The sequence below is a fragment of the Candidatus Tisiphia endosymbiont of Oplodontha viridula genome (assembly GCF_964264865.1).
In the GTDB taxonomy this organism is placed as follows: Bacteria; Pseudomonadota; Alphaproteobacteria; order Rickettsiales; family Rickettsiaceae; genus Tisiphia.
The window spans coordinates 909,737-935,145 of record NZ_OZ183486.1; the positions used below are offsets into that span (position 1 = coordinate 909,737).

Consider the following 25,409-nt stretch of genomic DNA (forward strand, 5'->3'; position numbering starts at 1 on the left):
TAACATAAATTTTCATTCCAAGAAGAATTATCTTTTTCAATATTGGCAGTATGCAATATATTTTCTTGAATATAAAGCCTATTAATCAGCTTAGCTTCTAATAAAGTAGTAATTACCACCCAAGTTACGAAATAAATATACTGTCATCGATGATTAGATTGATAGAACTATTATAATTGTTTTGTTTGCTTACTGTATAAATTAATTCGCGAAGTATACTGTCATCGTATTTATTTGGTGCGTCGATAATGTTTATTATTGTAAAATTATTTTCCTTACAAAAATTGCCTTATTAGTTCAAAACGGGCATGTGATGAATATAATAAGATAATGTCTTGTTGGTTGTTCATATGCGCCCCCTTCTCTAAGGTTTTAATAATTAAGAGTTTTGATCGCCAAAGATAAAATGATAAAAAAAAGTTTTATAGGTTATATATATCTTGGCGATCGGGGAGTTCGAAAAACCTTTAAGAGACAGTTATGATAGCCTTTAGGCTTGAAGTTTACACCCCAAGCCTTGAACATAGCTAGCATCTCCCCGACCATGGCAAATCGAAGAGCATCATTTTATCGGTTGATGCTTACCGCTCTTAAATGGAGGTTTCGACACCCCAAAGTAACTTTGCAGTTACTTCATTTTTAATTTTAAATTATCACTTAGCTAAAATCAACAATAAGTTTTTTTAATTTCGAATTATATCTTACGGTAATTTCTGAACCAACATCATTTACTGCAGGTGAAACTGTTGAGTGGCAACGATATTAGACTTCTTTCGAAACTCGCTTATGCTGAGGGATTTGAAGGAGACGCGGAACGCAGAACCGCAGCGTACTCTAATGTACGTGAGGATTCGAGTACCGCATCGACGTACAAATCACCAGCAGAAGTAGAGTTTCGAAAGAAGTCTAATATATATAGTAAATTGATGAGAAGTAGGTAGTGCCGTCTTCGATCGCTCCTGCTACCCAATCCTCCTGAATTGACTATAGCTTTTCTATCGCAGTTTTAGTGAAGATAAACCAATTAGAGCAAATATTATGGCTATAATCCAAAAGCGTATCACAACTTTTGATTCTGGCCAGCCATGTTTCTCAAAATGATGGTGCAGCGGAGCCATTTTGAAAATTCTTTTACCATTAGTAGCTTTAAAATAATATACTTGAATAATTACTGATAAAGTTTCAATAACAAATAATCCGCCGATAATTGCTAGTACAATTTCATGTTTGGTTATAACGCTAATAACACCAAGAACGCCACCAAGACTTAGGCTTCCAGTATCTCCCATAAAAATTTCTGCTGGCTGTGCATTAAACCATAAGAATCCTAGGCTAGCACCAACAATTGAAGCACAGAAGATAGTTAATTCAGAAATATTTGGTATATACATAATTTGTAGATAATTTGCATAGAAACTATTACCAACCAAGTAAATAATTAAGGTAAAAGAACCTGCAGTAATAGCAATAGGTACTATGGCAAGACCATCAAGACCATCTGTTAGATTCACCGCATTTGATGCACCAACTATAACAAACATGCTAAATGGTATATAAAACAAACCTAAATCAATCAATAAATTTTTAAAAAATGGAATAGTGAGCAGATTGTTTCCCTGACTATTGGAATCTCTTAATAGTAAACAGGCAATTAGACAAATAGTGAACTGAAATAATAATTTCTTCTTTCCGCTAACGCCTCTATAGTGGTGTTTTGTTACTTTAGCATAATCATCCATAAAACCAAGTACACCAAAACTAACAAAGACAAATAACACTATCCATATATATTTATTAGTAAGGTCAGAGAATAATAGAGTGGAAAAACAAACGGTGAGGATAATCATTATCCCCCCCATAGTTGGTGTTCCTACTTTTGCTTTGTGCGTTTCTGGTCCGTCGTCACGAATTGGTTGACCATATTTTTGTAAATTTTGTAAAAATCTAATTAATCTAGGCCCTATTAAAAAAGAAAGGGTCAAACTAAATAATATGGCAAGTCCAATACGAAAAGTAACATAGTGGAATAAATTTGCTATATGTAATTTATGTATATAGGGGGCAAGAAGGTTGTATATCATTGTAGCAATTCAAAAGATTGTGTAATTTTACTAAGTTTGATACTGTTAGATCCTTTTAGTAAGAGTAATTCATCGCCTTTAAGTAATTCATTTAAGTTTTCTATCAACAAATCAACATTATCAAAATGCATTTTTTCTATGTCATTTGGCAAAGAATCGTATATATGTTTGGTAAGATTACCTACTAAAAAAACCCTCTTAGTACTAGAATCAAGAATTGCTGGTATTAAGTCTTTATGGAATTTTATCGAATTTTCTCCCAATTCTAGCATATCACCTAGTATAGCAACTTTTTTCTGTCCACTAAGCTGTTTTAGATATAATAAAGCAGCTTTTACTGATGCTGGATTAGCATTATAATAATCACAGATAATTTGATAGTTCTGACCATTATATTTAGCGTTGACTAGTTTACCACGTCCTTCAGTTAATGATATTTTGCTTAATTGTGTTGCTGCAGCATTAATATCTAAGTTCAGTATTGCTGCTACCTGAAGAGCAGCAGTATAATTTCTAGCATAATGTTCCGGTACAAAAGGAAATTTAATATCTATTTTAGTGTTACAGATAGAATAATGTAGACGTACTTCTTGTCCAATATGCTCATATGATATTAATCTATAATCTGTGCCTTCGGACTTACCAAAACTATATATATTATTAATCGATAATTGTTTAAGATTTTGTAAAATTCGGTCATAATATTGATGGTCTGAATTTACAACAGCTATGCCATTTCTTGGCATTCCTTCAAAAATTTCACATTTGGCATCAACCAAACTAAGCATAGATTCAAAAAATTCAAGATGGGCTTCCGCTATTGTGGTGATTACTGATATGTTAGGTCGTACCATTTTTGTCAGCTCTCTTATTTCTCCTGAATGATTCATACCCATTTCAAAAACAGCATATTCTATATCATCAGGCATCGAAGCAAGATTTATAGGCACGCCAAGGTGGTTGTTAAAATTTCCTCTGCTAGCAAAAGTAGGTCCAAAATAACTTAATATAGTTTTGATTGCTTCCTTAGTACCCGTTTTACCAATACTACCGGTAACACCAATAAACCTTGCTTTAGATTTTTTACGTTTATACTCAGCCATGTGGTGTAGAGCAGTTAAGGTATCAGAGACCATAATTACTTTATTATCAGGTAATCCTTTTATTTCCTTACTAATAATTACTGCATTTGCTCCTTGTTCTAGAGCGTGTAAGGCATAATTATGTCCATCATTATTACCTTGCAGAGCAATGAATAAATCGCCGTTTGCAACGGAATTAGAGTTAAATTGAATCTGCCTCCCCTGAATATCAGGATGTACTTCAATATTCAACGCACTACTTAAGTCTTTTGCTGACCAAATCATTATTTTCTCAAATATAATCAGTTTTTCCTAGCTTTGCATGACAGCTGCAACTTCGTCCGCAAAATTTTTATCTTCTTGCTTTATGCCTGCACCTAGTTCATATCTTATAAACTGTGTAATTTTAATCGAAGTTCCTAATTCTTTTGCAGTGTTATTTATAACTTCAGAAACTGTTAATTTATCATCAAATAAAAAGTTTTGTTCAAGCAGAACAACTTCTGCTAGGAACTTACGTATTCTACCTTCAACCATTTTTTCAATGATATTGTCCGGTTTACCGGAAGCTTTTGATTGTTCAAAAAATATATTTTTTTCACGTTCAATTAATGTTTGATCCAAACTTGATGCATCAAGGCTATAAGGATTACTTGCCGCTATATGGGTAGCAATTTTCTGTCCAAATTCTAGGAGCTTAGCTTTATCTTTGGTAGTTGATTGTAAACCAACAATGACAGAAATCTTACCTAGACCATCAGCAACAGTATTATGTACATAAGATGCAACCACACCTTCTGATACCCGTAAGACATCCATACGACGTAGATTTAAATTTTCACCAATTGTAGCAATATTGTCTAATATTTCTTCTTCAACTGATCTACCTGTTGATGTTTTTGCTAATTTTAGTGATGGTAAATTATCTTGTGTCAAAGCTAGTTCAGCAATATTCCTAACCAATTGCTGAAACTTATCGTTTCTTGCAACAAAATCTGTTTCCGAATTTACTTCTATAATAGCCCCAACATTATCTTTAATGCTTATTGCTGTTAGTCCTTCAGCAGCAATTCTATCGGCTTTTTTTGCTGCAGCTGATAATCCTTTTTTTCTTAACCAGTCAATAGCTGCTTCAAAATCTCCCTTTGTTTCAAGCAAGGCCTTCTTGCAGTCCATCATTCCTGCAACAGTTTTCTCTCTTAATTGTTTTACAAGTACAGCATTTATCATTTTACTTTCCTTTATTTAAGGTTTATAGTTATTTTTATTGGAAAAACTATTTAGTCTTTTCTAGACCCCTGCTTTCGCAGGGGTAACATCAAAGAGGAATCAGGGGTAGCATCAACCCCATAACTGTTGAAAGTTAAAAAATCGTCTATTAGCGAGAAGTAGCTGTAAGGCTTAAATCGTCATTGCGAGCGAACGTACGTGAGCGTGGCAATCCATGAAGTTTGTCATATAGATTGCTTCGTCGACCTGCGGTCTCCTCGCAATGACGCCTATGCACAATGACGGTTTTTTAACTTTCAACAGTTATGCACCTTGACCCTTTGACTCCTGCTACTATCATGATTTTGATTCTATCGTCTATCAACTCTTCATTTACGAGCAGTATACTAGTTATTTTGTTGTTGTAGCAACTTCTGCAAGCTCTAAAGCTGTCTCAAACTCTGACTCTAGTGCTTCTTGATTATTTAGGTCTAGAGTTTTAGAAAATTTCTTGGTTGATTTTAACTTAGTAACACCTTTTATATTTGTACCTTTTTCTTCATGAGTAGCTATGCTTCCTAAATCAACACCAGATGCAGCTAAAGCCTCTTCTATACCGGCAAGTACGGCATCAGCAAACAAGGTGCAATAAAGTCTTATAGATCTTATTGCATCATCATTACCGGGAACAGGGTGGTCTATATTATCTGGATTGGAGTTAGTGTCAACAATAGCAATTATTGGAATACCTAATTTTACTGCTTCTTGGATTGCTAAATGCTCCTTATTAGTATCAATTACCACAAGCAAATTGGGTCTTGTTCCAATATGTCTAATACCCCCTAAGGATTTAAGTAATTTATCCTTTTTACGGGTCATTTCCAGTATTTCTTTCTTAGTATAACCGGAATATTCCTCTTCATTCCCCAGAACTTTCTCAAGATTATCCAGCTTTTTTATTGAGCCAGAAATTGTCCCCCAGTTAGTTAACATACCACCAAGCCATCTGTGGTTAACGTAATATTGCCCACATTTCTCTGCATATTCAGCTACTATATCACTGGCTTGAACTTTAGTACTGACAAATAATATTTTACCATTTTTCTTGACAGTTTCATAAATTATACCCAAAGCTCTCTGCATTAAGGCAGCAGTTTGTTGTAAGTCAATTACGTGGATATCATCTCTGACACCATAAATGTAAGATGCCATTTTTGGATTCCAACGTGAGGTTTTATGACCAAAATGCACCCCAGCATCAAGTAAATCTCTGACATTAACAGTTTGTAGTTTAGACATTATTAAATCTCCTTAAAATGTTAGTTATGTACCTAATTATAGGTACTCCTCCGTAAGAGTTGATACCAAAGAAATTGGACTAACAACTAGGCTCTTACGTGTGAATTTTGCTTAAATACAATAAGCAAAGTGATTATATATTTTGATCAACATATTTGCAATAGATAGTTGATTGTAATTATAGAAGTAACTACATAAAACTTTCAGAATTTTCTCCTGCTACCTCAACTTGAGAATCAGAAGCATAAATATCATCAACTGCTATAGCGGATGAACCGTCATTACTAATTTGATTTACTGTAGTTACACTGTTACTGTTATTATTTTCTTTGGCTTGTGTAAAATGTGCAAACATACATGCTCCTACAATCGTTCCAAAAAGTGATGGATGTTGCTGGGCAATATCTGCAAACTTTAATCCTTCTAATTTTATATTATTAACTTCCTCTTCTCTAATAATATTTACTTTAATTAACTCTTGTACAAAAGGATTAGAGGTAATAGATTTTTGTAATTCTTTTAAATAGTTAGAAAAATCTATTTTTATCGTTCTCACATCATTAGCTATAAAGATATCAGGCACGTGCAGTTTTTCTTTAACATTAGCAGCATAAGAAAGTAAGTTCTTTGCCATAACACTCAAACCACATGACATAAAAAAGTTATCTAATATTTTCGAATTGGTAGTATAATCAGCCTGCCAAGTCACATCATCACTTGATAAAAAACTACAAGTAGTATTTTTAAATTTTACTGGCTTATCTAATAAGTGAGTACCGTAGCAAGATACAGATGTGAGTTCGGTAGAATCTACTTCCTGCGTTAACCTTGATATTTGATCTATAATTAAAGAAGCAGGTAACATTTTCGGTGATCCCATTGCTCCTTCAGGATCATAACTTAGACCAAGGTGATATAGACCTTCTTTAATAATACCATGCATTTGCAAAATTATATTAAGTTTTTTTATATTATATTTTTCTATATAAGGCTTTGTGATCTCATATATCTTACCTAAATCATTCCATCCATACCAATCATGACCAAAAACTAGTGTATGTCCTGCGGATTGTAAGGATTCTTTGCTAATAGGGGAGTGCAGAGCATTAAATACACTCAATCCTGGACCTATTAATTTTACATTTAGAGTGTCTACTCCAAGCATTTCATAAAATGTATGTTGATTTAATGATTCATAGTCGTCACAGAGTCCATTTTTAATGTTACGTAGAACCTCATCTACATAACTTACTGTCCTTTTCATAATCCTCCTTTAATTTCTTTTATATTAAGTAGCTGAAATTCAAACCGGTAAAAACGATTTTAACTAGTCATATAAACATTTTTGATTTTAAGTCAAGAAAATATAAAAAAACATTCCTTAATAGTTAGTAAATGTATTCTTAATCAAACTTTTCTCCAACTAGTTGATCCATCTAGTTTATCTTCTAGAATTATGCCATCTTTTGATAAATTTTGACGAATTTGGTCGGCTAATAACCAATTTTTTTGTAATTTGGCTTGCCTACGTTGCTCAATATGCTGGAGAATCGATTCATCGTTTATTTCACAGTAAAACCACCTACTAGCTGGTTGAGTCATTAGACCTATAAAATTGCTGCATGAAAGTAAGTAAGAGGCATATAAGTACTTATCATCTTCTTTGTTACTCGCAAAGACCAGTTTAGCATAATCGTTTATTATTTTAATTGCTAGAGGTGTATTTATATCATCAAATAAGTGAGATAAAAATTCTTCTGGAATGTTCTGAACATCAAGTTTGTTAATGTCCAAATTTTCTATCGCTCTATACCAATAATTCATTGTTTTTGTAGCATCTTCTAGAGCTTTATTGTTGTAATCTAATGGTTTACGGTAGTGGCTACTCAGTAACAATAATCTAACTACGCTACCAAGGATTTTTTTATCTATCAAATCTTTTACAGTAATAAAATTATTGAGTGATTTACTCATTTTCTCACCATTACAGGTCAGAAATCCATTATGCACCCAATATTTAGCAAAGTGAGAGTTTGGGAAAGCACATGTACTTTGTGCTATCTCATTAGTATGATGAGGAAAAATTAAGTCTGCCCCTCCACCATGAATGTCAAAATTTTCTCCGAGATATTTATAGCTCATCGCTGAACATTCTATATGCCAGCCTGGTCTACCTCTTCCCCAAGGACTATCGAAATTTGCCAATATTTCTTCATCTTTACTGGCTGGTTTCCATAATACAAAATCATGTGGTTGCTTTTTTGATGGATTATTTTCAATACGCACCCCCTCTAGCATTTCATCAAGATTACGATTTGATAATTTTGTATAATTTGGGGCGGTAGAAATATCGAAATAAACATGATTATCTGCGATATAAGCGTGGTTTAGGTCAAGTAATTTTTGAATAATCACAATCATGTCATCAATATGCATGGTGGCTTTTGGCTCAATATTTGGAGTTTTGCAACCTAGATATTGCATATTAGCATGAAATTCTTCGGTAATTCTAACTGTTAAGTCAGAAATCGTTATTTTGAGTTCTTTGACTCTATTTATTATCTTATCATCAACATCGGTAATATTACGCACATATTTTATATGATTTTGACCAAATATTTTGCTTAGTGAGCGGTATAAAATATCGTATACTACTACGGACCTAGCGTTACCAATATGGGGATGATCGTAGACAGTTGGACCGCAAACATACATTTTTACTAAATTACTATCTAGCGGTATGAAAACTTCTTTCTTGTGAGTAAGTGTGTTATGTAATAATAATTTCATGTTTTTTAATCGTAATCAATAATGTTATTTTACAGCTAATTTTTATGGATATCTACCTAGAATGTCAATTCAAAGAAATTATTTTGAAAAACTAAAAAAACTACCAATTACTTTAATTATGCTTATTAGTGTGATTTGTAGCATTGGTTTTGTTGTACTATATTCCGCTTCAGACAGTAATATTCACCCTTGGGCGTATAAGCAGATGATGCATTTTTTCCTGTTTTTACCAGTTGTGATTATTATTGCAACCATTGATATAAAATATATATTTAAATTTTCATATATATTTTATATTGCTATTATTATCTTATTAGTTAGTGTTGAGCTTTTTGGATCTATTTCTATGGGAGCAAAGCGTTGGATAGATTTAGGAGTTATCCGTGTGCAGCCTTCTGAACCAACAAAATTAGCAGTAGTGTTAATGTTAGCTAGGTATTTTCATCAACTAAAGATTGAGGATTTTGCTAGATTTTACAAGATATTATTGCCTATAATAGGTGTGATAGTACCAGTTATACTGATAATAAAAGAACCGGATCTAGGTACTGGGGTGATTAATATCATCATTGCTAGTATTATTTTTTTTGCTGCTGGTTTTAGAGTGAGAAATTTTGTGATAATTGGTATTATAGTCCTTACTTGCATACCAGTTATGTGGCAAGTGATGCATGATTATCAAAGAAAACGAATCATGGTTTTTTTTGATCCTGAGAAAGATCCTCTTGGAGCTGGATATAACATTATTCAATCAAAAATCGCTATTGGTTCTGGTGGATTGTGGGGCAAGGGGCTAGCTAAAGGTAGCCAAAGCCATCTAGATTTTTTACCAGAGCATCAAACCGATTTTATCTTTGCTACTTTTGCTGAAGAATTTGGTTTTGTTGGTAGTTTGTTTCTGTTAATTCTTTATTCTGCAATTATAATAATTTCATTAATGATTGCTGTGAATTGTAGAGCTATATTTAGTAAACTGATGGTAATAGGCATAACATCAATCCTATTTAGTCATGTATTTATAAATATAGCTATGGTGATGGGATTATTGCCAGTGGTAGGTGTGCCTTTGCCTTTTATATCTTACGGCGGTACAATGATGGTATCAATGCTTATTGGGTTTGGATTAGTAATGAATGCTCAGGTACACCAGCATAGTAATGTTTTTAAATAGACCTCTTGCATAATTCTACTTCTGTTGGTAATTTGTACGTGATACCGGTACTGTACTCCTCACGTACATTTGAGTATGCTGCGGGTTGAGGTTTCAAGTCGCCTTTAAATTCCTCAGCATAAGCGCATTTTGCAAGAGGTTTATTTATTTTTTATAGATAAAATAAGAAAATACTAGACCCTAGTCAAAAGATTTGTTATAAGAAACCTAGTCTATATAAAGGCAAATGTTCCTCGGTAGCTCAGTGGTAGAGCAAACGGCTGTTAACCGTTCGGTCGCTGGTTCGAGTCCGGCCCGGGGAGCCATTCTTCGATTTCAGTGCATTTTGTGAACATATCAAACGGTGGACGTAGCATAAAGTCTAGCTTTCCGTCTTTGTACTAGTACAAATAAATTTATACAAAAATGTTAACTCCATTTTCCTTTCTTTGGTCAGTTATAAAACCATATAAGTATTTATATTTTATCATGATGATTGCACCATGTGCAAATGGTGTATATCCAATTATATATAATTATGCTATAAAGCTATTAATTGATTTGTTTACTCAAAATCAAAATATTACTTTTGAACAAAGTTGGAAACCAATAACGATATTTATAAGCTCCCAAATTATCCTTGATGGTGCATGGCGGATGCATAATTTTGCTCAATTAAAATGTATGCCATATATTTTACAAAATATATTAAATAAAGTTTGCACACATTGCTTTAAATTATCATATACTTTTTTTCAACATAACCTTTCCGGTTCAATTGTTGCGAAAGTAAAAGGAATTGGTGATAACTATTTTAAAATGCATCAAGCACTTGAATTTCAGCTAAGTAAACCATTGTTTATTACGTTATTTTCTGGTATTGCATTAGGTCTGACCAATATAAAAATACTTTTTTTTGTTCTAGCATTTAGCTTTATATATGCACCAATGGCATTTAAATTTTTTACCAAGCTTGCCAAAATGGAGCAGGAAAAGCAAGATTCATGGTATTATTTATTTGGAACTGTAGCAGATTGTATTACTAACATTTTTACAGTTTTTGCTTTTGCTACTCAGCAGCGTGAGTTACACAAAATACAGCACTATTATGATAATATACATAACCCATTAATTATCAAATATTATAGATACGATTTAATTATATCTATAATATTGTGTTTATTTTATTGGGTATTTTTAATCTCACTATTTTGTTATGTCATTTATATGAAAAATAATAATGAGATTTCAATTGGTGATATTGCTTTTGTTATGTCACTTACTTTTTTATTTACTGAAAATAGTTGGCAAACTACAATGGAAATAAAAGATTTCCTAGAGGATGTTGCTGCTTTTCGCTCTGCTTTTACAATTATGCAAATCCCACAAAATACAATTGATACTCCTTCTGTAACTAACTTAACGATTACCAAAGGTGATATTGTATTTCAGAATTTATCTTTTGGTTATAACAACACTAATTGTGTATTTAAGGATTTAAATCTTAATATCAAAGCTGGTCAAAAAATTGGAATTGTTGGACATTCTGGTGGTGGGAAATCAACATTAATATCTTTATTACTCAAAAATTTTCAAATAACAACCGGGGATATTATTATTGATAATCAAAGTATCTATAATGTATCTTGTGAGAGTCTACGTAGTCAAATATCTCTAATTCCACAAGATATTATGCTCTTTCATCGTTCTATTGGAGAAAATATTGGGTATGCTAAAGAAAATACAACGCAAGCTGAGATAGAAAGTGCAGCACTGGCAGCCAATCTTCATGAGTTTATTGAAACCCTACCTGAGAAATATAATACCCTTGTGGGCGAAAGAGGAATTAAACTAAGTGGAGGTCAACGTCAACGTATAGCAATTGCCAGAGCTATTCTTAAAAATGCCCCAATTTTAATTTTGGATGAAGCGACTTCTTCACTTGACAGTCAAACCGAACTAGAAATTCAAAAATCTATAAACACACTACTTGAAAAAAATAATGCAACTGTAATTGCCATAGCTCATCGTCTGTCAACAATAAGACATTTAGATAGAATTGTTGTGATAGAAAACGGCCAAATTGTTGAAGATGGAAATTTTGTAGAACTACTTGCAATGCCAAATGGTAGATTCAAAGAACTTTGGGAGCATCAAGTAAACGGTATGGTAATTTAGGTTTGTACTTCAAAAGCGACAAATGATTTGGAAAATTGGAAATGATACTTACAAGACCAAAAACGATGTCATTCCCCACGGAGAATGCTATCTAGGTTTTTTACTAATCAGGAATAGGAGTTTATGGATAAAAATTTAAAACAAACTAGTTTTTTATTTGGTAGTAATGCTGTTTTTATAGAAGAGCTATATCAGCTATATTTATCAGATCATAAAGCAGTTGATGAAAGCTGGCAAGACTATTTCCAAAATATTGAGAATAATAATAGTTACCAAGTTAATAAAACTATTGCTCATGTTATTACTTCACCTCAAGAAAAACCTCCGCCGTATGTTACGGAATTTTCTGCTACAGCTAACAAGCTCAGAACAAAAGCAATGATTGCCCGCTACCGTAATTATGGACATTATTTAGTCAAGCTAGATCCCTTGAATCTTGAGGTTCTTAAGACTAAAAATGAGTTGAGACTTAATATAGAAGATTTTGGTTTTACCACAGATCAGTTGAATAATATTATAGAAATTGATGATGAATTTTTTGGAATAAAAGCATGTTCACTTAAGGAATTGGTTAATTTGCTTGATCACACTTATACTAAAGATATTGCCGTAGAATTTGCTCATGTGACCAATGAAGATGAGAAAACTTGGTTTTTTGAACAAATAGAAAGTAATGTTCAAGCTTTTAATAGACTTCCTGCAGAATTCGCTTTTGCTGAGGAATTTGTAGGAGACACGGAACCTCGACCCGCAGCGTACTCAAATGTACGTGAGGAACAGAGTACCGGTATCACGCACAAATTACCAGCAAAAGTAGAATTATGCAGGAAGTCTAATATATTGGAACAAGATAAGAAGGATATACTAAAAGATTTAGTAGAAATTGAAGGATTTGAACAATATCTACATACCAAATTTCCTGGAGCAAAACGCTTTTCAGTAGAAGGTGGAGAGGCAGCCGTAGTGGCTATAGATAAAGCCATAGATATGTCTACTGTCCATGGACTAGAAGATGTAGTAATAGGCATGGCTCACCGAGGAAGACTTAGCACACTGGCTAAGGTAATGACTAAACCTTATAAAGCTATTTTGTCCGGATTTATAACAGGTAGTATCTTGCCGACTGATTTAGGTATTTCAGGTGATGTGAAGTATCATATTGGCTATTCATCAGATCAGATAAGAGAGGGGTTTAAGGTGCATCTTTCTATGGCAGATAATCCATCGCATTTAGAAGCAGTGAATCCAGTGGTAGCTGGTAAAGTACGAGCAAAACAGGATAGCATCCAAGATACTAATCGTAAGAAAGTAATGGGTATTTTGGTTCATGGCGATAGTGCTTTTTGTGGTCAAGGTGTAGTAGCTGAGAGTTTATTTATGTCGGATCTAAAGCCTTATAATGTTGGCGGGATTATTCACTTTGTCATTAATAATCAGCTTGGATTTACAGCGAATAGTTATGACACTAGGCCAGGTAGATATTCTACTGAGTTTGCTAAGATAATTAATAGTCCAATTCTACATGTAAATGGTGATGATATTGAAGCAGTGATCAAGGCTACCAATATTGCAGTGAATTACCGATATAAATTTGCTAGAGACATAGTCGTTGAGATCATTTGTTATCGTAAATATGGTCATAATGAAGGTGATGAACCTATGTATACTCAAGCTGTTATGTATAATGTAATAAAAAATAAGCAATCCCCGGCAACTATTTTTGCAAATAAACTAGTAGCAGGTGGAATAATTGACCAAAATTATTTTCCTACATTAAAAGAACAATTTAAACTGAAATTAGATCAAGAATATGAACAAGCCAAAAATTATCAGCCGCAAGCTCAGTTTTTGGAAGGTTTATGGTCTAGTTATACTAGGTCAAATGCTCAAATGCTCTCTACTGGTGTTAACAAAGACACCTTAAAAGAACTTGGTATAAAGCTTTGTCAGATACCAAAAGATTTTCCTTTAAATCCCAAACTTGTAAAATTATTTGAATTAAGAGAAAATACTTTAAAGCAAGATAAACCTATTGACTGGGCAACTGCAGAACAGTTAGCCTTTGCCAGTTTATTAAATTCAGGTACTAGAATACGCTTTACTGGTCAAGATTGTGGGCGTGGCACTTTCTCTCACCGTCATGCAGTGTTACATAGTCAGGTGGATGATAGAACTTATACACCATTAAATAATTTATCGCAAAACCAAGGAAATTTTGAAATTGCTGACAGTAATTTATCTGAATATGCAGTTTTAGGTTTTGAGTATGGTTATTCATTAGTTAATCCAAAAGATTTAGTAATTTGGGAAGCTCAATTTGGCGATTTTGCTAACGGAGCTCAAATAATTTTCGACCAATTCATTTCCAGTAGTGAAAGCAAATGGCTCAGGATGAGCGGTATAGTAGTGCTACTACCACATGGATCTGAAGGACAAGGTCCAGAGCATAGCTCTGCAAGACTCGAGAGGTTCTTGCAGCTTGCTGCTGAAAATAATATGCAAGTTACATATCCTACGACGCCAGCTTCATTTTTTCATTTATTACGTCGTCAAATATACAGTAATATTCGTAAACCACTAATAGTAATGTCACCAAAATCTTTATTAAGACATAAAATGGTTGTATCACCTCTCTCCCAGCTTGATGAGAATACGAGCTTTATACCTGTGCTAGACGAAATTAATGATGCTATAAATGCCAAGGAAGTAAAACGAATTATATTATGTAGTGGTAAAGTCTACTATGATTTATTAGAAAAAAGAGAAGAAAAGAATATTTTAGATATAGTGATTATTAGACTAGAACAGTTATATCCGTTTGAAACGGATATAATCGTTAAAATATTAGGTAAATATAATAAAGCTAAAGAGTTTATTTGGTGTCAAGAAGAACCTAAAAATATGGGGACGTGGAATTTTGTTAAAGATCACTTAAATGAGAGCCTAAAAAATGCATCAATTAATAATCAATTTGTATATGTTGGTAGGAATGAGTCTGCTTCACCAGCAGTTGGCTCACCGATCATACATAATGAGCAACAGAAAAAATTGCTTGAAGAAGCCTTGATAATTAAGGGATAGAGCAGTACCCTACATTTTTCTATAATCGTCATAGCAAGGCTCTTGAGATGCCGTGGCGATCTAGATAAACAGCGAAGCTGTTTTTTTAGAGTAACGCTTCGCGTATCCTGGATTGCCACGTCGCCGCTTTCAGCAGCTCCTCGCTAATAGACGATCAGCAGCCATTTTAATAGTGGTTATATAAAAAATAGACTTCTTTCGAAACTCGCTTATGCTGAGGGATTTGAAGGAGACGCGGAACCTCGACCCGCAGCGTACTCTAATGTACGTGAGGATTCGAGTACCGCATCGACGTACAAATCACCAGCAGAAGTAGAGTTTCGAAAGAAGTCTAATGTAGGACACTATGGGGATAGAGTTAAGTTGGAAACGTTAGTATAAAGACTTCCTGCAGAATTCGCTTCTGCTGAGGAATTTGTAGGAGACACAGAACCTCGACCCGCAGCGTACTCAAATGTACGTGAGGAGCAGAGTACCGGTATCACGCACAAATTACCAGCAGTAGAATTATGCGAGAAGTCTATTATTTAATTATTCAAATCTAATGCACCTAAAGCCAAGATTAAACCAACGTAATTATTATTTTTAAACCTAGTAAGACAATTTTGTGGGTCTGAGATTTCTAATGTTACTACCTGCCAAATCAGCATTATATAAGCACAGAGAATAGCTATATAGTTAGGTCGATGGGTTGCTATAATGTTAGCAAATATGAATAATAATATGAAGATGGTATAGTAAACATATAAATGTAATTTATAATTTCTCTTTTCTAAAAAAAGTGGCATTGACTTGATCTTAATCTTCTTATCGTCCTTTATATCCATAAAACCATAAATAGTGTCATAACCAATAATCCAAAAACAGCAGGCAATATACATAATACCCGATTCTATTGATATTTTATCAATTACAGCACTACTGCCAATCAATACTCCATTAAATGTTAGTCCTAGAAATACTTGCGGAAAGTTTATCATTCTTTTCATTAGCGGATATAAAACAATCATGATAAAGCTAAGAAACCCTAGGCAAATCGCTGTTTTATTTAATGATAATAAAATTGTCAAGGAACAGACTGATAATATAGTTAACAAAATCATCGCTTCATTTACATTTAATGATCCATTAGCTAGTGGTCTATCCTTTGTTCTTAAAACATGCTTATCAAAATCTTTATCAAAAATATCGTTAAGAACGCAACCAGCTCCCCTAGTAATGATACTTCCGATAAAAAACAATGATAATAATTTTACTAAATTATAAATTGCAATATTAGTAAGAAGTACCCCAAAGCATGTTGAGAAAAATAGTAACAGATAGCCAGTAGGACTTTGCAGTCTCATTAATTTAAGGCTCAGAAAAAATTTATTTGGCATTGCTATAGTTATGATATATTTTGAATTAATTTAACTAGGTCTGTGAACATTTCCATCTAATGGTCTTATCGATCGTTATTTTCGTTCTCGAATTCGTAACGGAATTTAGTACTGCTTTCGGTTCTTGCTTAGCGAAAATGCCTATAAATCTACTCAACATAGAAATATTCAAAAAATCTAATATAAAATACTTAGTGGGGTCAAATATTATGATATATTCTAACCATTAATTCGATAAATGCACTAGACCTTTTGCATAATTCTACTTCTGCTGGTAATTTGTGCGTCGGGACTAGACTCGAATCCTCACGTACGTTTGAGTACGCTGCGGTTCGAGATTCCGGTCCTCCTACAAATTCCCTAGCAGAAGCGAATTCTGCAAGAGGTCTACTTTTGAAGTGGCTGACACGAGTATATTTTAACAATCAACCCCAATTCGGGATAAGAATTAGTTAATTCTTATCCCGAATTCGCGTAACTAGGATAGTCTTATTATGATAGAATTTCTAAAAAATTATAGCTTTATTGAAAGCGAAAGAAAATGGCAAAAATTTTGGCAGGAACAAAAAATTTATCTTTGGGATAAAAATGATACGAGAGAAAATAGTTTTATAGTAGATACGCCACCACCAACAGTCTCAGGACATTTGCATATAGGACATGTTTACAGTTATACTCAGGCTGATTTTATTGTCCGTTTCCAACGGATGCTGGGTAAAAATATTTTTTATCCAATCGGTTTTGATGATAATGGTTTACCTACCGAACGTTTAGTTGAAAAACAAAAACAACTCAGAGCAGCCAGTATGGCAAGAGATGAATTTATTGAGATATGTAAGGAAGTTGTTATTTCTGAGGAAGAGAAATTCCGCTCATTATTTAATCAAATGGCTTTATCTGTTGATTGGACTTTGGAATACCAAACAATTAATCCATTATCACAAAAAATATCACAAATGTCATTTTTAGACTTAGTCGACAAAGGCGAAATTTACCGTAATAATCAACCAATGTTGTGGGATCCAGTTGATCAAACGGCTTTATCTCAAGCTGACATCGAAGACCAAGAAAAAACTTCAATGATGAATGATATAATTTTTCATACCAGCAAGGGTGAGAAGATTATTATTGCTACCACTAGACCAGAAATGCTACCAGCTTGTGTTGCAGTATTTTACAATCCAAATGATGATAGATACCAACAACTGAAAGACCAATTTGCCATAACACCGCTATTTGATGTTAAAGTACCTATTCTAGCGGATGATTTAGTTCAAATAGATAAAGGAAGTGGACTTGTGATGTGCTGTACTTTTGGTGACACAACCGATATAACTTGGTGGAGAACTCACAATTTACCCATGAAAATTATTATAGATAAAAAAGGTATCATAAATATCCCGGCTGAATTATCAAATTCACATCAGTTAAATGGTTTAAAAATAAAAGACGCTAGAAGTAAAATTATAGAAATCTTAAAAGAGCAAGACCTATTAGTTAGACAAATAGAAATTACTCAAACAGTAAAATGTGCTGAACGTTCAGGCTCACCGCTAGAGATACTTACGCTACCTCAGTGGTTTGTTCGCACGATAAAACATAAAGATGTTCTAATGCAACGTGCATGTGAGTTGAATTGGCATCCAAAAACTATGAAAATTAAGCTTGAGAACTGGATAAATAGCATATCATGGGATTGGTGTATAAGTCGTCAACGCTATTTTGGTGTGCCGTTCCCTGTTTGGTATTCTAAAAGAATTGGCGAAATAGGCAAACCCCTATTTCCAGATATCAAACAACTGCCAGTAGACCCTCTTCGAGACCTACCAATTGGCTATTCTAGAGAAGAAGTAGAACCGGATTACGATGTTATGGATACTTGGGCTACCAGTGCAGTATCACCACAATTAAGTAGTCATGGTATCTCTGAAAAGTTTAACGTAGATATCGAGCGTCATAAAAAATTATTTCCTGCTGACCTACATCCGCAAGCTCATGAAATCATTAGGACATGGGCCTTTTATACAATACTTAAAGCCCAATTACATGAGAATACCCTACCTTGGAAAAACATTATGATTAGCGGGTGGTGTCTAGCGTTTGATCGTAGCAAAATGTCAAAATCTAAAGGCAATGTTATTGTACCACAAAAATTGCTTGAGCAATACGGTGCTGATGTAACACGTTATTGGACTTCTAAATCTAAGCTTGGGGCAGACACTGTTTACTCTGAAGACGTAATGAAAAATGGCAAGAGGCTTGTTAATAAATTATGGAACGCTGCTAAATTTGCTGCTATTCACTTCGATAAATTAGACTCACTAGATAAAAATGCTGAAATATCTGATATAGAAAGCAAGATTTGTCATAAGTTTGACCAGTGGTTAATAGTTAAACTAGTTGAGTTAGTAAGCAAAGTTGAATCAGATATGCAAAATTATGAGTATGCCAATGCTGTGGATTTGATAGAAAAGTTTTTTTGGTCAGTATTTTGTGATAATTACCTCGAAATCACCAAAACCCGAGCTTATAATATGGATGGTTCAGATAATAAAGGGCAGTATAGTGCCATAATAACCTTATATCATTCTATAAAAATCTTACTTAAATTATTAGCTCCTTTCCTTCCACATATAACAGAAGAAATTTGGCAAATTTTGTATAGTACAAAATCTATACATACAAGGGGCAACTGGTCTCAAATCAAAAATTTATCTTTTCCGGTAGATCAGATTCAGCCTGATAGACTTATTGAAATACTAGACTTGGTTAGGAAAGCTAAAGCAGAAAAGAATTTGTCAGTCAAAGCTGATATTGAGATACTAGAAATTATAGGAGAAAAACTTTCTGATGACCTAATAATAGATCTCAAAAACGTTACGTCTGCTCGCACCATAGAATTTGTTGAGCAATTTTCATCAACAAATCAAGTATTAAAGAATGGCGATGTTGTAATTAATGTAATATATACTCAAATGCTTTGAAAAATTGATAAATCAATTTCTAAGTTTTTAGAGTTTAACACAAATAAAATTAGTATAGTTAGCTTTTAGTGAGATTAAACAAAATGACTACCATTATCTACCTAATAGGAAAACCAAGGACTGGCAAGTATACTATAGCAAAGGAAATAGCAAAAGCTGGCTACAGCATATGTGACAACCAGCATATCAATAATCCTATTTTCTCACTTCTAAATTATGATGGGTTGACTCCCATTCCAGAATTTGCTTGGGATACAATTAAACATATACGAGATGGTATTTTTAATTTTCTAAGCCAAGAAACTTATAATAACTATGTTCTTACTAATTGTCTCTATGAGATTGATGGTGATCATAAGCTTTTTAATCAAGTACAACAGCTAGCATCGAACCGTAAGTCAACATTTATTCCTGTAAAATTATTGATTTCAGAAAAAGAAAATATTATGAGAATTCAACAACTAGATAGGCTGCTTCGTTACAAATCAATCGATATACAAGATGTTTATCCAAAATATCCTTTGATTCAAATTTCTCATCCTAATTTATTTGAGCTTGATGTTACACTCCTTCCTGCTAGTGAGGCTGCAAAGAAAATTTTGCAGCATGTTAGGTTATACGCGAATTCGGGATAAGAATTTGTCAATTCTTATCCCGAATTGGGGTGTTATATACTCAAATACTTTGAAAAATTGATAAATCAATTTACAAGTTTGGTGTGTAATATTTTAGCCTTCCCTACGATATTATATAATTTATTTTTTGCTTTTATTTATTACGATACAAAATTTTATTTGTTACAATATAAATTTTATGATAACCTAAATATCAGGAAACTTTAAAAGGTTACGGAGGCATAGTTTATGACTACAAATCAAACAGGACAAAACAAAGTTCTTTGCCTTTCAGGTGGTGGGGTAAAAGGAATAGCTGAGTTAGTTGTACTAGCGAAAATAGAAGAAATAACCCAGCAACCTATATCTAAATTATTTAATATTATTTCTGGCACTAGTGTTGGAGGATTAATTGCAGCCTTATTAACAATTCCTAAAGAAGAAGGATCAACAGAACCTCGTTATTCAGCTAAAGAAGCTTTAGAATTATTTGAAAACACTGCTCCTGAAATCTTCCCTCAAAGCTGGTTTAACTGGGGAATAATAAAACACAAATATAGTCAAGAACCTTTGAAGAAAATGCTAGAAAAGCATTTAGGGGATAATAGATTGGATGATAGCCTATGCCGTCTTATTATACCAGTTGCTGATTTGAATGAAGGAAAGAATAGTATGAAGATTTTTGATAGTCATGATCAACATAGTCCACATGTTAGAACAAAGGACGTGCTTCTTGCAACTACAGCAGCACCAACCTATTTTAAAGCTGTTGTTAATAAAGAGGCCGTAAAAGATTATGATTATGCTGCGGGTAAGCCTTATGCTTTTGCCGATGGTGGTCTTGGTGCTAATCGTCCAGCTGCTACAGTGCTACAGGTGCTTAAAGAAGGGCTTAGTTATCATGAACAAGCAGACATTATGGAACGCACTATGATTTGTTCTATCAATTTTGGAAAAGGTTAGCAAACCAAAGCCCAAATACCATCATCTAATTTTGATGGAGCATTAGGGTGGTTGCTTAACGGCTTAATTGATACACTTATGAAAAACGACGAGGAAGCTGACGTAAATGAGGTTAGGTTAGATCTAACAGGTGAAGGACAAAATACAGAGATATGGCTGCCTATCCCAAAAGAATGTAAAAGCTTAGACGATTCTAGCCAAAATAATATAACAAAGTTAAAGCTAGTCGCTGAGCAATATTTAGAAAATAATTCCAAGTTAATACAAGATCTGTGTGATAGGTTAAAAGCTGATTGGAATGATAATCTTGAGCAATCTGAAATCTCAAATGCACTGGTAAGTTCTGAGGTTAATGATGAAGGGTATGAAAGTAATGCTAATAACTCAAATTTTGATATAGTAACAACTGCTGTAGAACCTGAAGTCTTAAATGCAATGGTAAGTAATGAATTAGAATCTAGTAGTACTATAGTGACTAATGGAGAAACATATCCTGCTGTAATTAGTGAGAAATTTACAACAACACTTCAATGGATTAAAGAATTATATGCAAAGGATTCCAAACGTGCATTAGAATATTTAGAATATGTTAATAATGTATCTCCTGAAGAGTTAGATATTACTACAATTGCATCACTACCTGAAGAAGTACAGAAAACCGTTCAATGGATTGTAGGGTTAGATACAGAGAGTCGTTCAGAGCTATTAGAAAATATTAAGTCATTAATAATTAGTACCTCTCATGATTATAAGTATAATATTTCTTGTGTTCAAGAAGTGACTAAACTTGAGGGACAGGATACACTATACGAGCATGCTGACGACTTAGTTGACTGTTATTAGAAAGTAAAAAATGCATTACTTTGCCAGTCAGATCGACTTTTAAATTTCTCTGATTGCAGACTTTAAGCTTTTGTTGTATGTTACATAAAAAACTCTAAAGAACAATGGCAATATCTATTAAAGAACTTGAAGAAATTATACGTTATAGTTTTCCAAATGCCAAAATAAAAATTGTTGATTTAGCTGGAGATCAGAATCACTATTCCTTAGAAATACAAGATGATGCTTTTCTTGGAATTAGTCTAATTAATCAGCATAAGATGGTAAAAAAAGCTTTAGCAGAAATACTGAATAATAATAAATTACATGCTATCACCATAAAAACTACCAGTTCTCCATTAAATATAGTCAAATAATCATACACCTGCATTCCCAACATTGGGGTAGTTATTGTTCTATACTACTATCATAAGCAAAAGTTAGTGTTACAGTTGTGCCTATGCCTATTTTACTTTGTATATCAAATTTACCTCTCATTAGTTCAACCAACTTTCGAGTGAGTGGTAAACCAAGACCAGTACCTTGATATTTTCTGCCAACGGCACTATCAATTTGACCAAATGTTGAGAGTACTTTTGGAATATCTTTCTCATCAATTCCTATACCAGTATCTATAACTTGCACATAAACTAGTCCTTGAGATTCATTTTTTTCAGCATGAATTGTTATAGAACCTAATGCGTTGGTGAATTTTATAGAATTAGATAAAAGGTTAAAAAATACTTGTTTAAGCCTTTTGGGATCTGCTTTTATAATAATATGATCTTTTGGTAGTTTTTCAATTAATGCTACATTCGCTTGGTCAGCTCTTGGTTGCATTATCCTTATAGTAGAAGTAATTAATTTATTTAGGTCTAACTCTACAGAATCAACTAATAGCTTGTCAGCAGATGCTTTTGACAAGTCTAATATATCGGTTATTATACCTAGTAAATGCTTGCCTGCGTTATGAATATCTTTTACATAAGCATCATGTTCCTTATTGTAAGGTGTAGACATCATAATTTCTGAAAAACCTATAATAGCATTTAGAGGGGTACGCAGCTCATGACTAACATTGGCAAAAAATTTAGTATGAGCAGAACTTTCATTTCTAACCTTAGTTACTGCTTCCTCTAATGCTTTATTAGCCTCAAATTGTCGGTCTATAATTTTTTGTGCATAATTTGTGTTACTCATAACTATAACTAAAAATATTACCAAAATGATAACAAAAGTTAATAATACTTTTCTTTCAAGCTCTATAATACTTGACCATAAACTAGTAATATTGGTATGTATCTCTAATACACCATCAACAGGATAGTTCAATGGATCACGGTTTATTATTGGGATATAACTTGTTATACAAGATGCTTTCTTTACCTCCCCTGATATATGTAACATGGCTCTAGGAATTAATAGATGAGTTGTTATCCCTTTAAAAGCTTTGTTAAAGGCTTGTTCTATACTCAATTCTTTTAAAAAATATCTATCAATTTTGGTAATAATTTTTTGATACAGAGTGTCTTCAGGAAAATTCATGTGACTTGTTACTTGAATTGGCGAACTAGTTATAATTTTATTACCTTGTAGATCATACAAAGAAATATATGCATTAAGATTAACAAAAATATCAACTGAAGTAGTTGCAAACTTAATAAAATCTGTATCTTGTAATAAATTTATATAACCAAATTCATGTATCTTATCTACAGCAGTTCTATTCCTATCCCAAACATTTTTTGTATAAACATCAGCTATTTTAATATTTGTTTCTCCGACTTGCTTTAAAATCATTTCTTCAATAATGAAGTAACGATAGTAAATCATATTTACAATAATGTTTATAAATAAGCCAATGGATGACAGTCTAATAATATATTTATTTTGAATCATTAGGTTTGCACATATATTACTTACACATATAGACACAGGACAATATTAAAGTCATAACTAATAGCTGATATTTCCTTTGTAACCTTATCACGCGAATTCGCATAGGCATCAACTTAAGAATCTAGCATGTCATTGCGAGGAGACCATAAGGTCGACGAAGCAATCTATATGACAAGTTTCATGGATTGCCACGCTCACGTACGTTCGCTCGCTAATAGACGGTTTAAGCCTTACAACAACGCTTCGCTAATAGACGATTTTTTAACTTTCAACAGTTATGCCCAATTACCCTACCCATTGTATACTGCTCGTAAATGAAGAGTTGGTAGACGATAGTATAACTTCAAGAAGAGCTAGGAGTATCAAAGTCGAGCTGCTAGGCGTACATTAGTACGTGAGCAGCTTCGATCTTTGGTCGCGGGAACGCCAATTCTTGAAGTTCTACCTGAGTATACCCTTTATTCTTTCAATTCATTACTACTTTTATTAGTCAAGATTAATCCCATAATTAAATCATAAGCTCTAGCAAATTGATAATCTTTTTTATAAAGATCAGATAATTGTTCTAGAGTATTTTTTGGTTTGGTATTTTTTGTAATATCATTTGTTTTCTTAATAAGTTCTTTATTTTTATCTGTAGTATCTACTTTTTTATCATCGTTTTTATTATTATCGTTTTTTAGATAATTCTTTAGAGAAGATTCAGAAAATCTCACATCTGTTGATTTTGTTTCAGGATACTCAACTTTTGCCATCTCAACCACTATGTCAGGTTCAATACCCTCTGCTTGAATTGAACGACCACTAGGAGTGTAATATTTAGCTGTTGTAAGCTTTATAGCAGCTCTAGGACTAATTGTAGCAAAGCTTTGTACGGACCCTTTACCAAAAGATTTTGTTCCAAGTATTACTGCTCTTTTATGGTCTTGCAATGCACCAGCTACGATTTCTGCAGCTGAAGCAGATCCAACATTAATAAGAGCAACAATAGGGACAGATGGTGCTTTTTCTGCAAATTTATTACTAGTCAATACTGAGTTACTATTTTTGCTTCTGCCTTTGGTAGTAACGATTACCCCAGAATCAATAAAATATTCGCTAACCGCAACAGCCTGATCTAACAGACCACCACCATTATTACGTAGGTCTAAGATAATACCTTTTAGACCATTTTTACTTTCATTTTTTAAAGTTTTTATAGATTTTTTTAATTCTGAAATAGTATGTTCATTAAAACTCCCTATCCTTACGTAAGCGATATTATTTCTTTCTAAATGGGCTTTTACTGGTGTAATTGTAACTATTTCTCTAGTAAGTTCAATTTCCTTTGGCTTACTTTCACCTTCCGTGATTACCAATAATTTTACCTTTGCCCCTGGTTCTCCACGCATCTCTCTGACCGCTTTATTAAATCCTAAATTTGATACAAACTCATCATTAACCCCCACAATATAGTCTCCAGCTTTTATACCTGCCCTATAAGCGGGTAGATCATCAATAGGGGAAATGACTTTGATAGCACTATTGTCATATTGCACTTCAACACCAATACCTCCAAATTCTCCTTTAGTGTGGTCAAGAAAATATTCTAGATCCTCATCAGTAATGTAGTTAGAATGAGGATCTAGCGAAGTTAACATGCCATCTATAGCTGCATCAGTCATTTTTTGTTTTTCAGGTTCTTGGACATAGTCTCTATTAACACGTTCAAAGATATCTTGGAATTGTTTTAAATAAGCTGAATCTGGTAATTCTTTCTTCTTTACTTCTTCAGCAAATGTTATATTAGAAAAAATGATAGAACTTGATAATAATATTGTAATTAAACGTAAGAACATAGTACTCCTGTAATTTATAAGTAGTTGGTAGATGATGCAA

The 25,409-nt window shown here is 33.2% G+C and carries 18 protein-coding genes, 1 tRNA gene and 2 pseudogenes; 11 read left to right on the forward strand and 10 right to left on the reverse strand.

Going from position 1 to position 25,409, the window contains the following annotated elements:
* Window positions 1–746 precede the first annotated feature (746 nt).
* Window positions 747–941, forward strand: a complete 195-nt coding sequence (locus ACFEL1_RS04455) for a palindromic element RPE1 domain-containing protein (RefSeq protein ID WP_375330651.1) — start codon at window positions 747–749, stop codon at window positions 939–941.
* A 54-nt stretch (window positions 942–995) separates the two neighbouring features.
* Here the strand turns inward: ACFEL1_RS04455 and mraY are convergent, their stop codons facing one another.
* The 6 genes from mraY to cysS form a co-directional block, all read right to left on the reverse strand.
* Entirely contained in the window at window positions 996–2,081 is a 1,086-nt protein-coding gene (gene mraY / locus ACFEL1_RS04460) for a phospho-N-acetylmuramoyl-pentapeptide-transferase (RefSeq protein ID WP_341761607.1), read from the reverse strand.
* Window positions 2,078–3,448, reverse strand: coding sequence for a UDP-N-acetylmuramoyl-tripeptide--D-alanyl-D-alanine ligase (locus tag ACFEL1_RS04465; RefSeq protein ID WP_375330652.1), 1,371 nt, complete (start codon window positions 3,446–3,448; stop codon window positions 2,078–2,080). The genes mraY and ACFEL1_RS04465 overlap by 4 nt, the downstream gene beginning before the upstream one ends.
* A gap of 27 nt (window positions 3,449–3,475) precedes the next feature.
* Entirely contained in the window at window positions 3,476–4,393 is a 918-nt protein-coding gene (gene tsf, locus ACFEL1_RS04470) for a translation elongation factor Ts (RefSeq protein ID WP_375330653.1), read from the reverse strand.
* A gap of 390 nt (window positions 4,394–4,783) precedes the next feature.
* The gene (gene rpsB / locus ACFEL1_RS04475) at window positions 4,784–5,671 is read right to left on the reverse strand and encodes a 30S ribosomal protein S2 (protein ID WP_342279142.1); all 888 of its coding nucleotides are present in this window, start codon (window positions 5,669–5,671) and stop codon (window positions 4,784–4,786) included.
* A 190-nt stretch (window positions 5,672–5,861) separates the two neighbouring features.
* Window positions 5,862–6,935 carry a hypothetical protein gene (locus ACFEL1_RS04480; RefSeq protein ID WP_375330654.1) on the reverse strand — a complete coding sequence of 358 codons (1,074 nt, stop codon included), beginning with the start codon at window positions 6,933–6,935 and terminating at the stop codon, window positions 5,862–5,864.
* Between the two features lie 143 nt (window positions 6,936–7,078).
* The gene (gene cysS / locus ACFEL1_RS04485; protein WP_375330655.1) at window positions 7,079–8,461 is read right to left on the reverse strand and encodes a cysteine--tRNA ligase; all 1,383 of its coding nucleotides are present in this window, start codon (window positions 8,459–8,461) and stop codon (window positions 7,079–7,081) included.
* 67 nt (window positions 8,462–8,528) lie between these two features.
* Between cysS and rodA the strand changes: the two genes are divergently transcribed.
* From rodA to ACFEL1_RS04515, 5 genes and pseudogenes are all read left to right on the forward strand, one after another.
* A complete protein-coding gene (gene rodA, locus ACFEL1_RS04490) occupies window positions 8,529–9,632 on the forward strand; it encodes a rod shape-determining protein RodA (RefSeq protein WP_375331545.1) in 1,104 nt (367 codons plus the stop codon).
* 230 nt (window positions 9,633–9,862) lie between these two features.
* Window positions 9,863–9,937, forward strand: a tRNA-Asn gene (locus tag ACFEL1_RS04500).
* Between the two features lie 100 nt (window positions 9,938–10,037).
* A complete protein-coding gene (locus ACFEL1_RS04505) occupies window positions 10,038–11,789 on the forward strand; it encodes an ABC transporter ATP-binding protein (RefSeq protein ID WP_375330657.1) in 1,752 nt (583 codons plus the stop codon).
* 123 nt (window positions 11,790–11,912) lie between these two features.
* Window positions 11,913–12,041, forward strand: a pseudogene (locus ACFEL1_RS08380) (2-oxoglutarate dehydrogenase E1 subunit family protein); the annotation flags it as partial.
* Window positions 12,042–12,563: 522 nt separating this feature from the next.
* A pseudogene (locus tag ACFEL1_RS04515) lies at window positions 12,564–14,870 on the forward strand (2-oxoglutarate dehydrogenase E1 component); the annotation flags it as partial.
* A gap of 527 nt (window positions 14,871–15,397) precedes the next feature.
* Here the strand turns inward: ACFEL1_RS04515 and ubiA are convergent.
* Window positions 15,398–16,255 (reverse strand): 4-hydroxybenzoate octaprenyltransferase, encoded by an 858-nt coding sequence (ubiA, locus tag ACFEL1_RS04530; protein WP_341763445.1) that lies wholly within the window; start codon window positions 16,253–16,255, stop codon window positions 15,398–15,400.
* A 194-nt stretch (window positions 16,256–16,449) separates the two neighbouring features.
* Window positions 16,450–16,674 carry a palindromic element RPE1 domain-containing protein gene (locus ACFEL1_RS04535; RefSeq protein ID WP_375330658.1) on the reverse strand — a complete coding sequence of 75 codons (225 nt, stop codon included), beginning with the start codon at window positions 16,672–16,674 and terminating at the stop codon, window positions 16,450–16,452.
* Between the two features lie 69 nt (window positions 16,675–16,743).
* Between ACFEL1_RS04535 and ACFEL1_RS04540 the strand changes: the two genes are divergently transcribed.
* The 5 genes from ACFEL1_RS04540 (at window position 16,744) to ACFEL1_RS04560 (ending at window position 22,009) form a co-directional block, all read left to right on the forward strand.
* Window positions 16,744–19,233, forward strand: a complete 2,490-nt coding sequence (locus ACFEL1_RS04540; RefSeq protein ID WP_375330659.1) for a valine--tRNA ligase — start codon at window positions 16,744–16,746, stop codon at window positions 19,231–19,233.
* Between the two features lie 83 nt (window positions 19,234–19,316).
* On the forward strand, window positions 19,317–19,868 hold the full coding sequence (locus tag ACFEL1_RS04545; protein ID WP_375330660.1) for a hypothetical protein: 552 nt from the start codon (window positions 19,317–19,319) through the stop codon (window positions 19,866–19,868).
* A gap of 228 nt (window positions 19,869–20,096) precedes the next feature.
* Window positions 20,097–20,810 carry a patatin-like phospholipase family protein gene (locus ACFEL1_RS04550; RefSeq protein ID WP_375330661.1) on the forward strand — a complete coding sequence of 238 codons (714 nt, stop codon included), beginning with the start codon at window positions 20,097–20,099 and terminating at the stop codon, window positions 20,808–20,810.
* Window positions 20,811–20,888: 78 nt separating this feature from the next.
* Window positions 20,889–21,653, forward strand: coding sequence for a hypothetical protein (locus tag ACFEL1_RS04555; RefSeq protein WP_375330662.1), 765 nt, complete (start codon window positions 20,889–20,891; stop codon window positions 21,651–21,653).
* 104 nt (window positions 21,654–21,757) lie between these two features.
* Complete coding sequence (locus tag ACFEL1_RS04560; protein WP_341761597.1) at window positions 21,758–22,009, forward strand: BolA/IbaG family iron-sulfur metabolism protein; 252 nt, start codon at window positions 21,758–21,760, stop codon at window positions 22,007–22,009.
* Window positions 22,010–22,040: 31 nt separating this feature from the next.
* On the opposite strand, the gene ACFEL1_RS04565 is transcribed toward ACFEL1_RS04560, so the two are convergent.
* A complete protein-coding gene (locus ACFEL1_RS04565; protein WP_342279134.1) occupies window positions 22,041–23,531 on the reverse strand; it encodes a sensor histidine kinase in 1,491 nt (496 codons plus the stop codon).
* A 458-nt stretch (window positions 23,532–23,989) separates the two neighbouring features.
* Window positions 23,990–25,369 carry a S41 family peptidase gene (locus tag ACFEL1_RS04570; RefSeq protein WP_375330663.1) on the reverse strand — a complete coding sequence of 460 codons (1,380 nt, stop codon included), beginning with the start codon at window positions 25,367–25,369 and terminating at the stop codon, window positions 23,990–23,992.
* Between the last annotated feature and the right edge of the window lie 40 nt (window positions 25,370–25,409).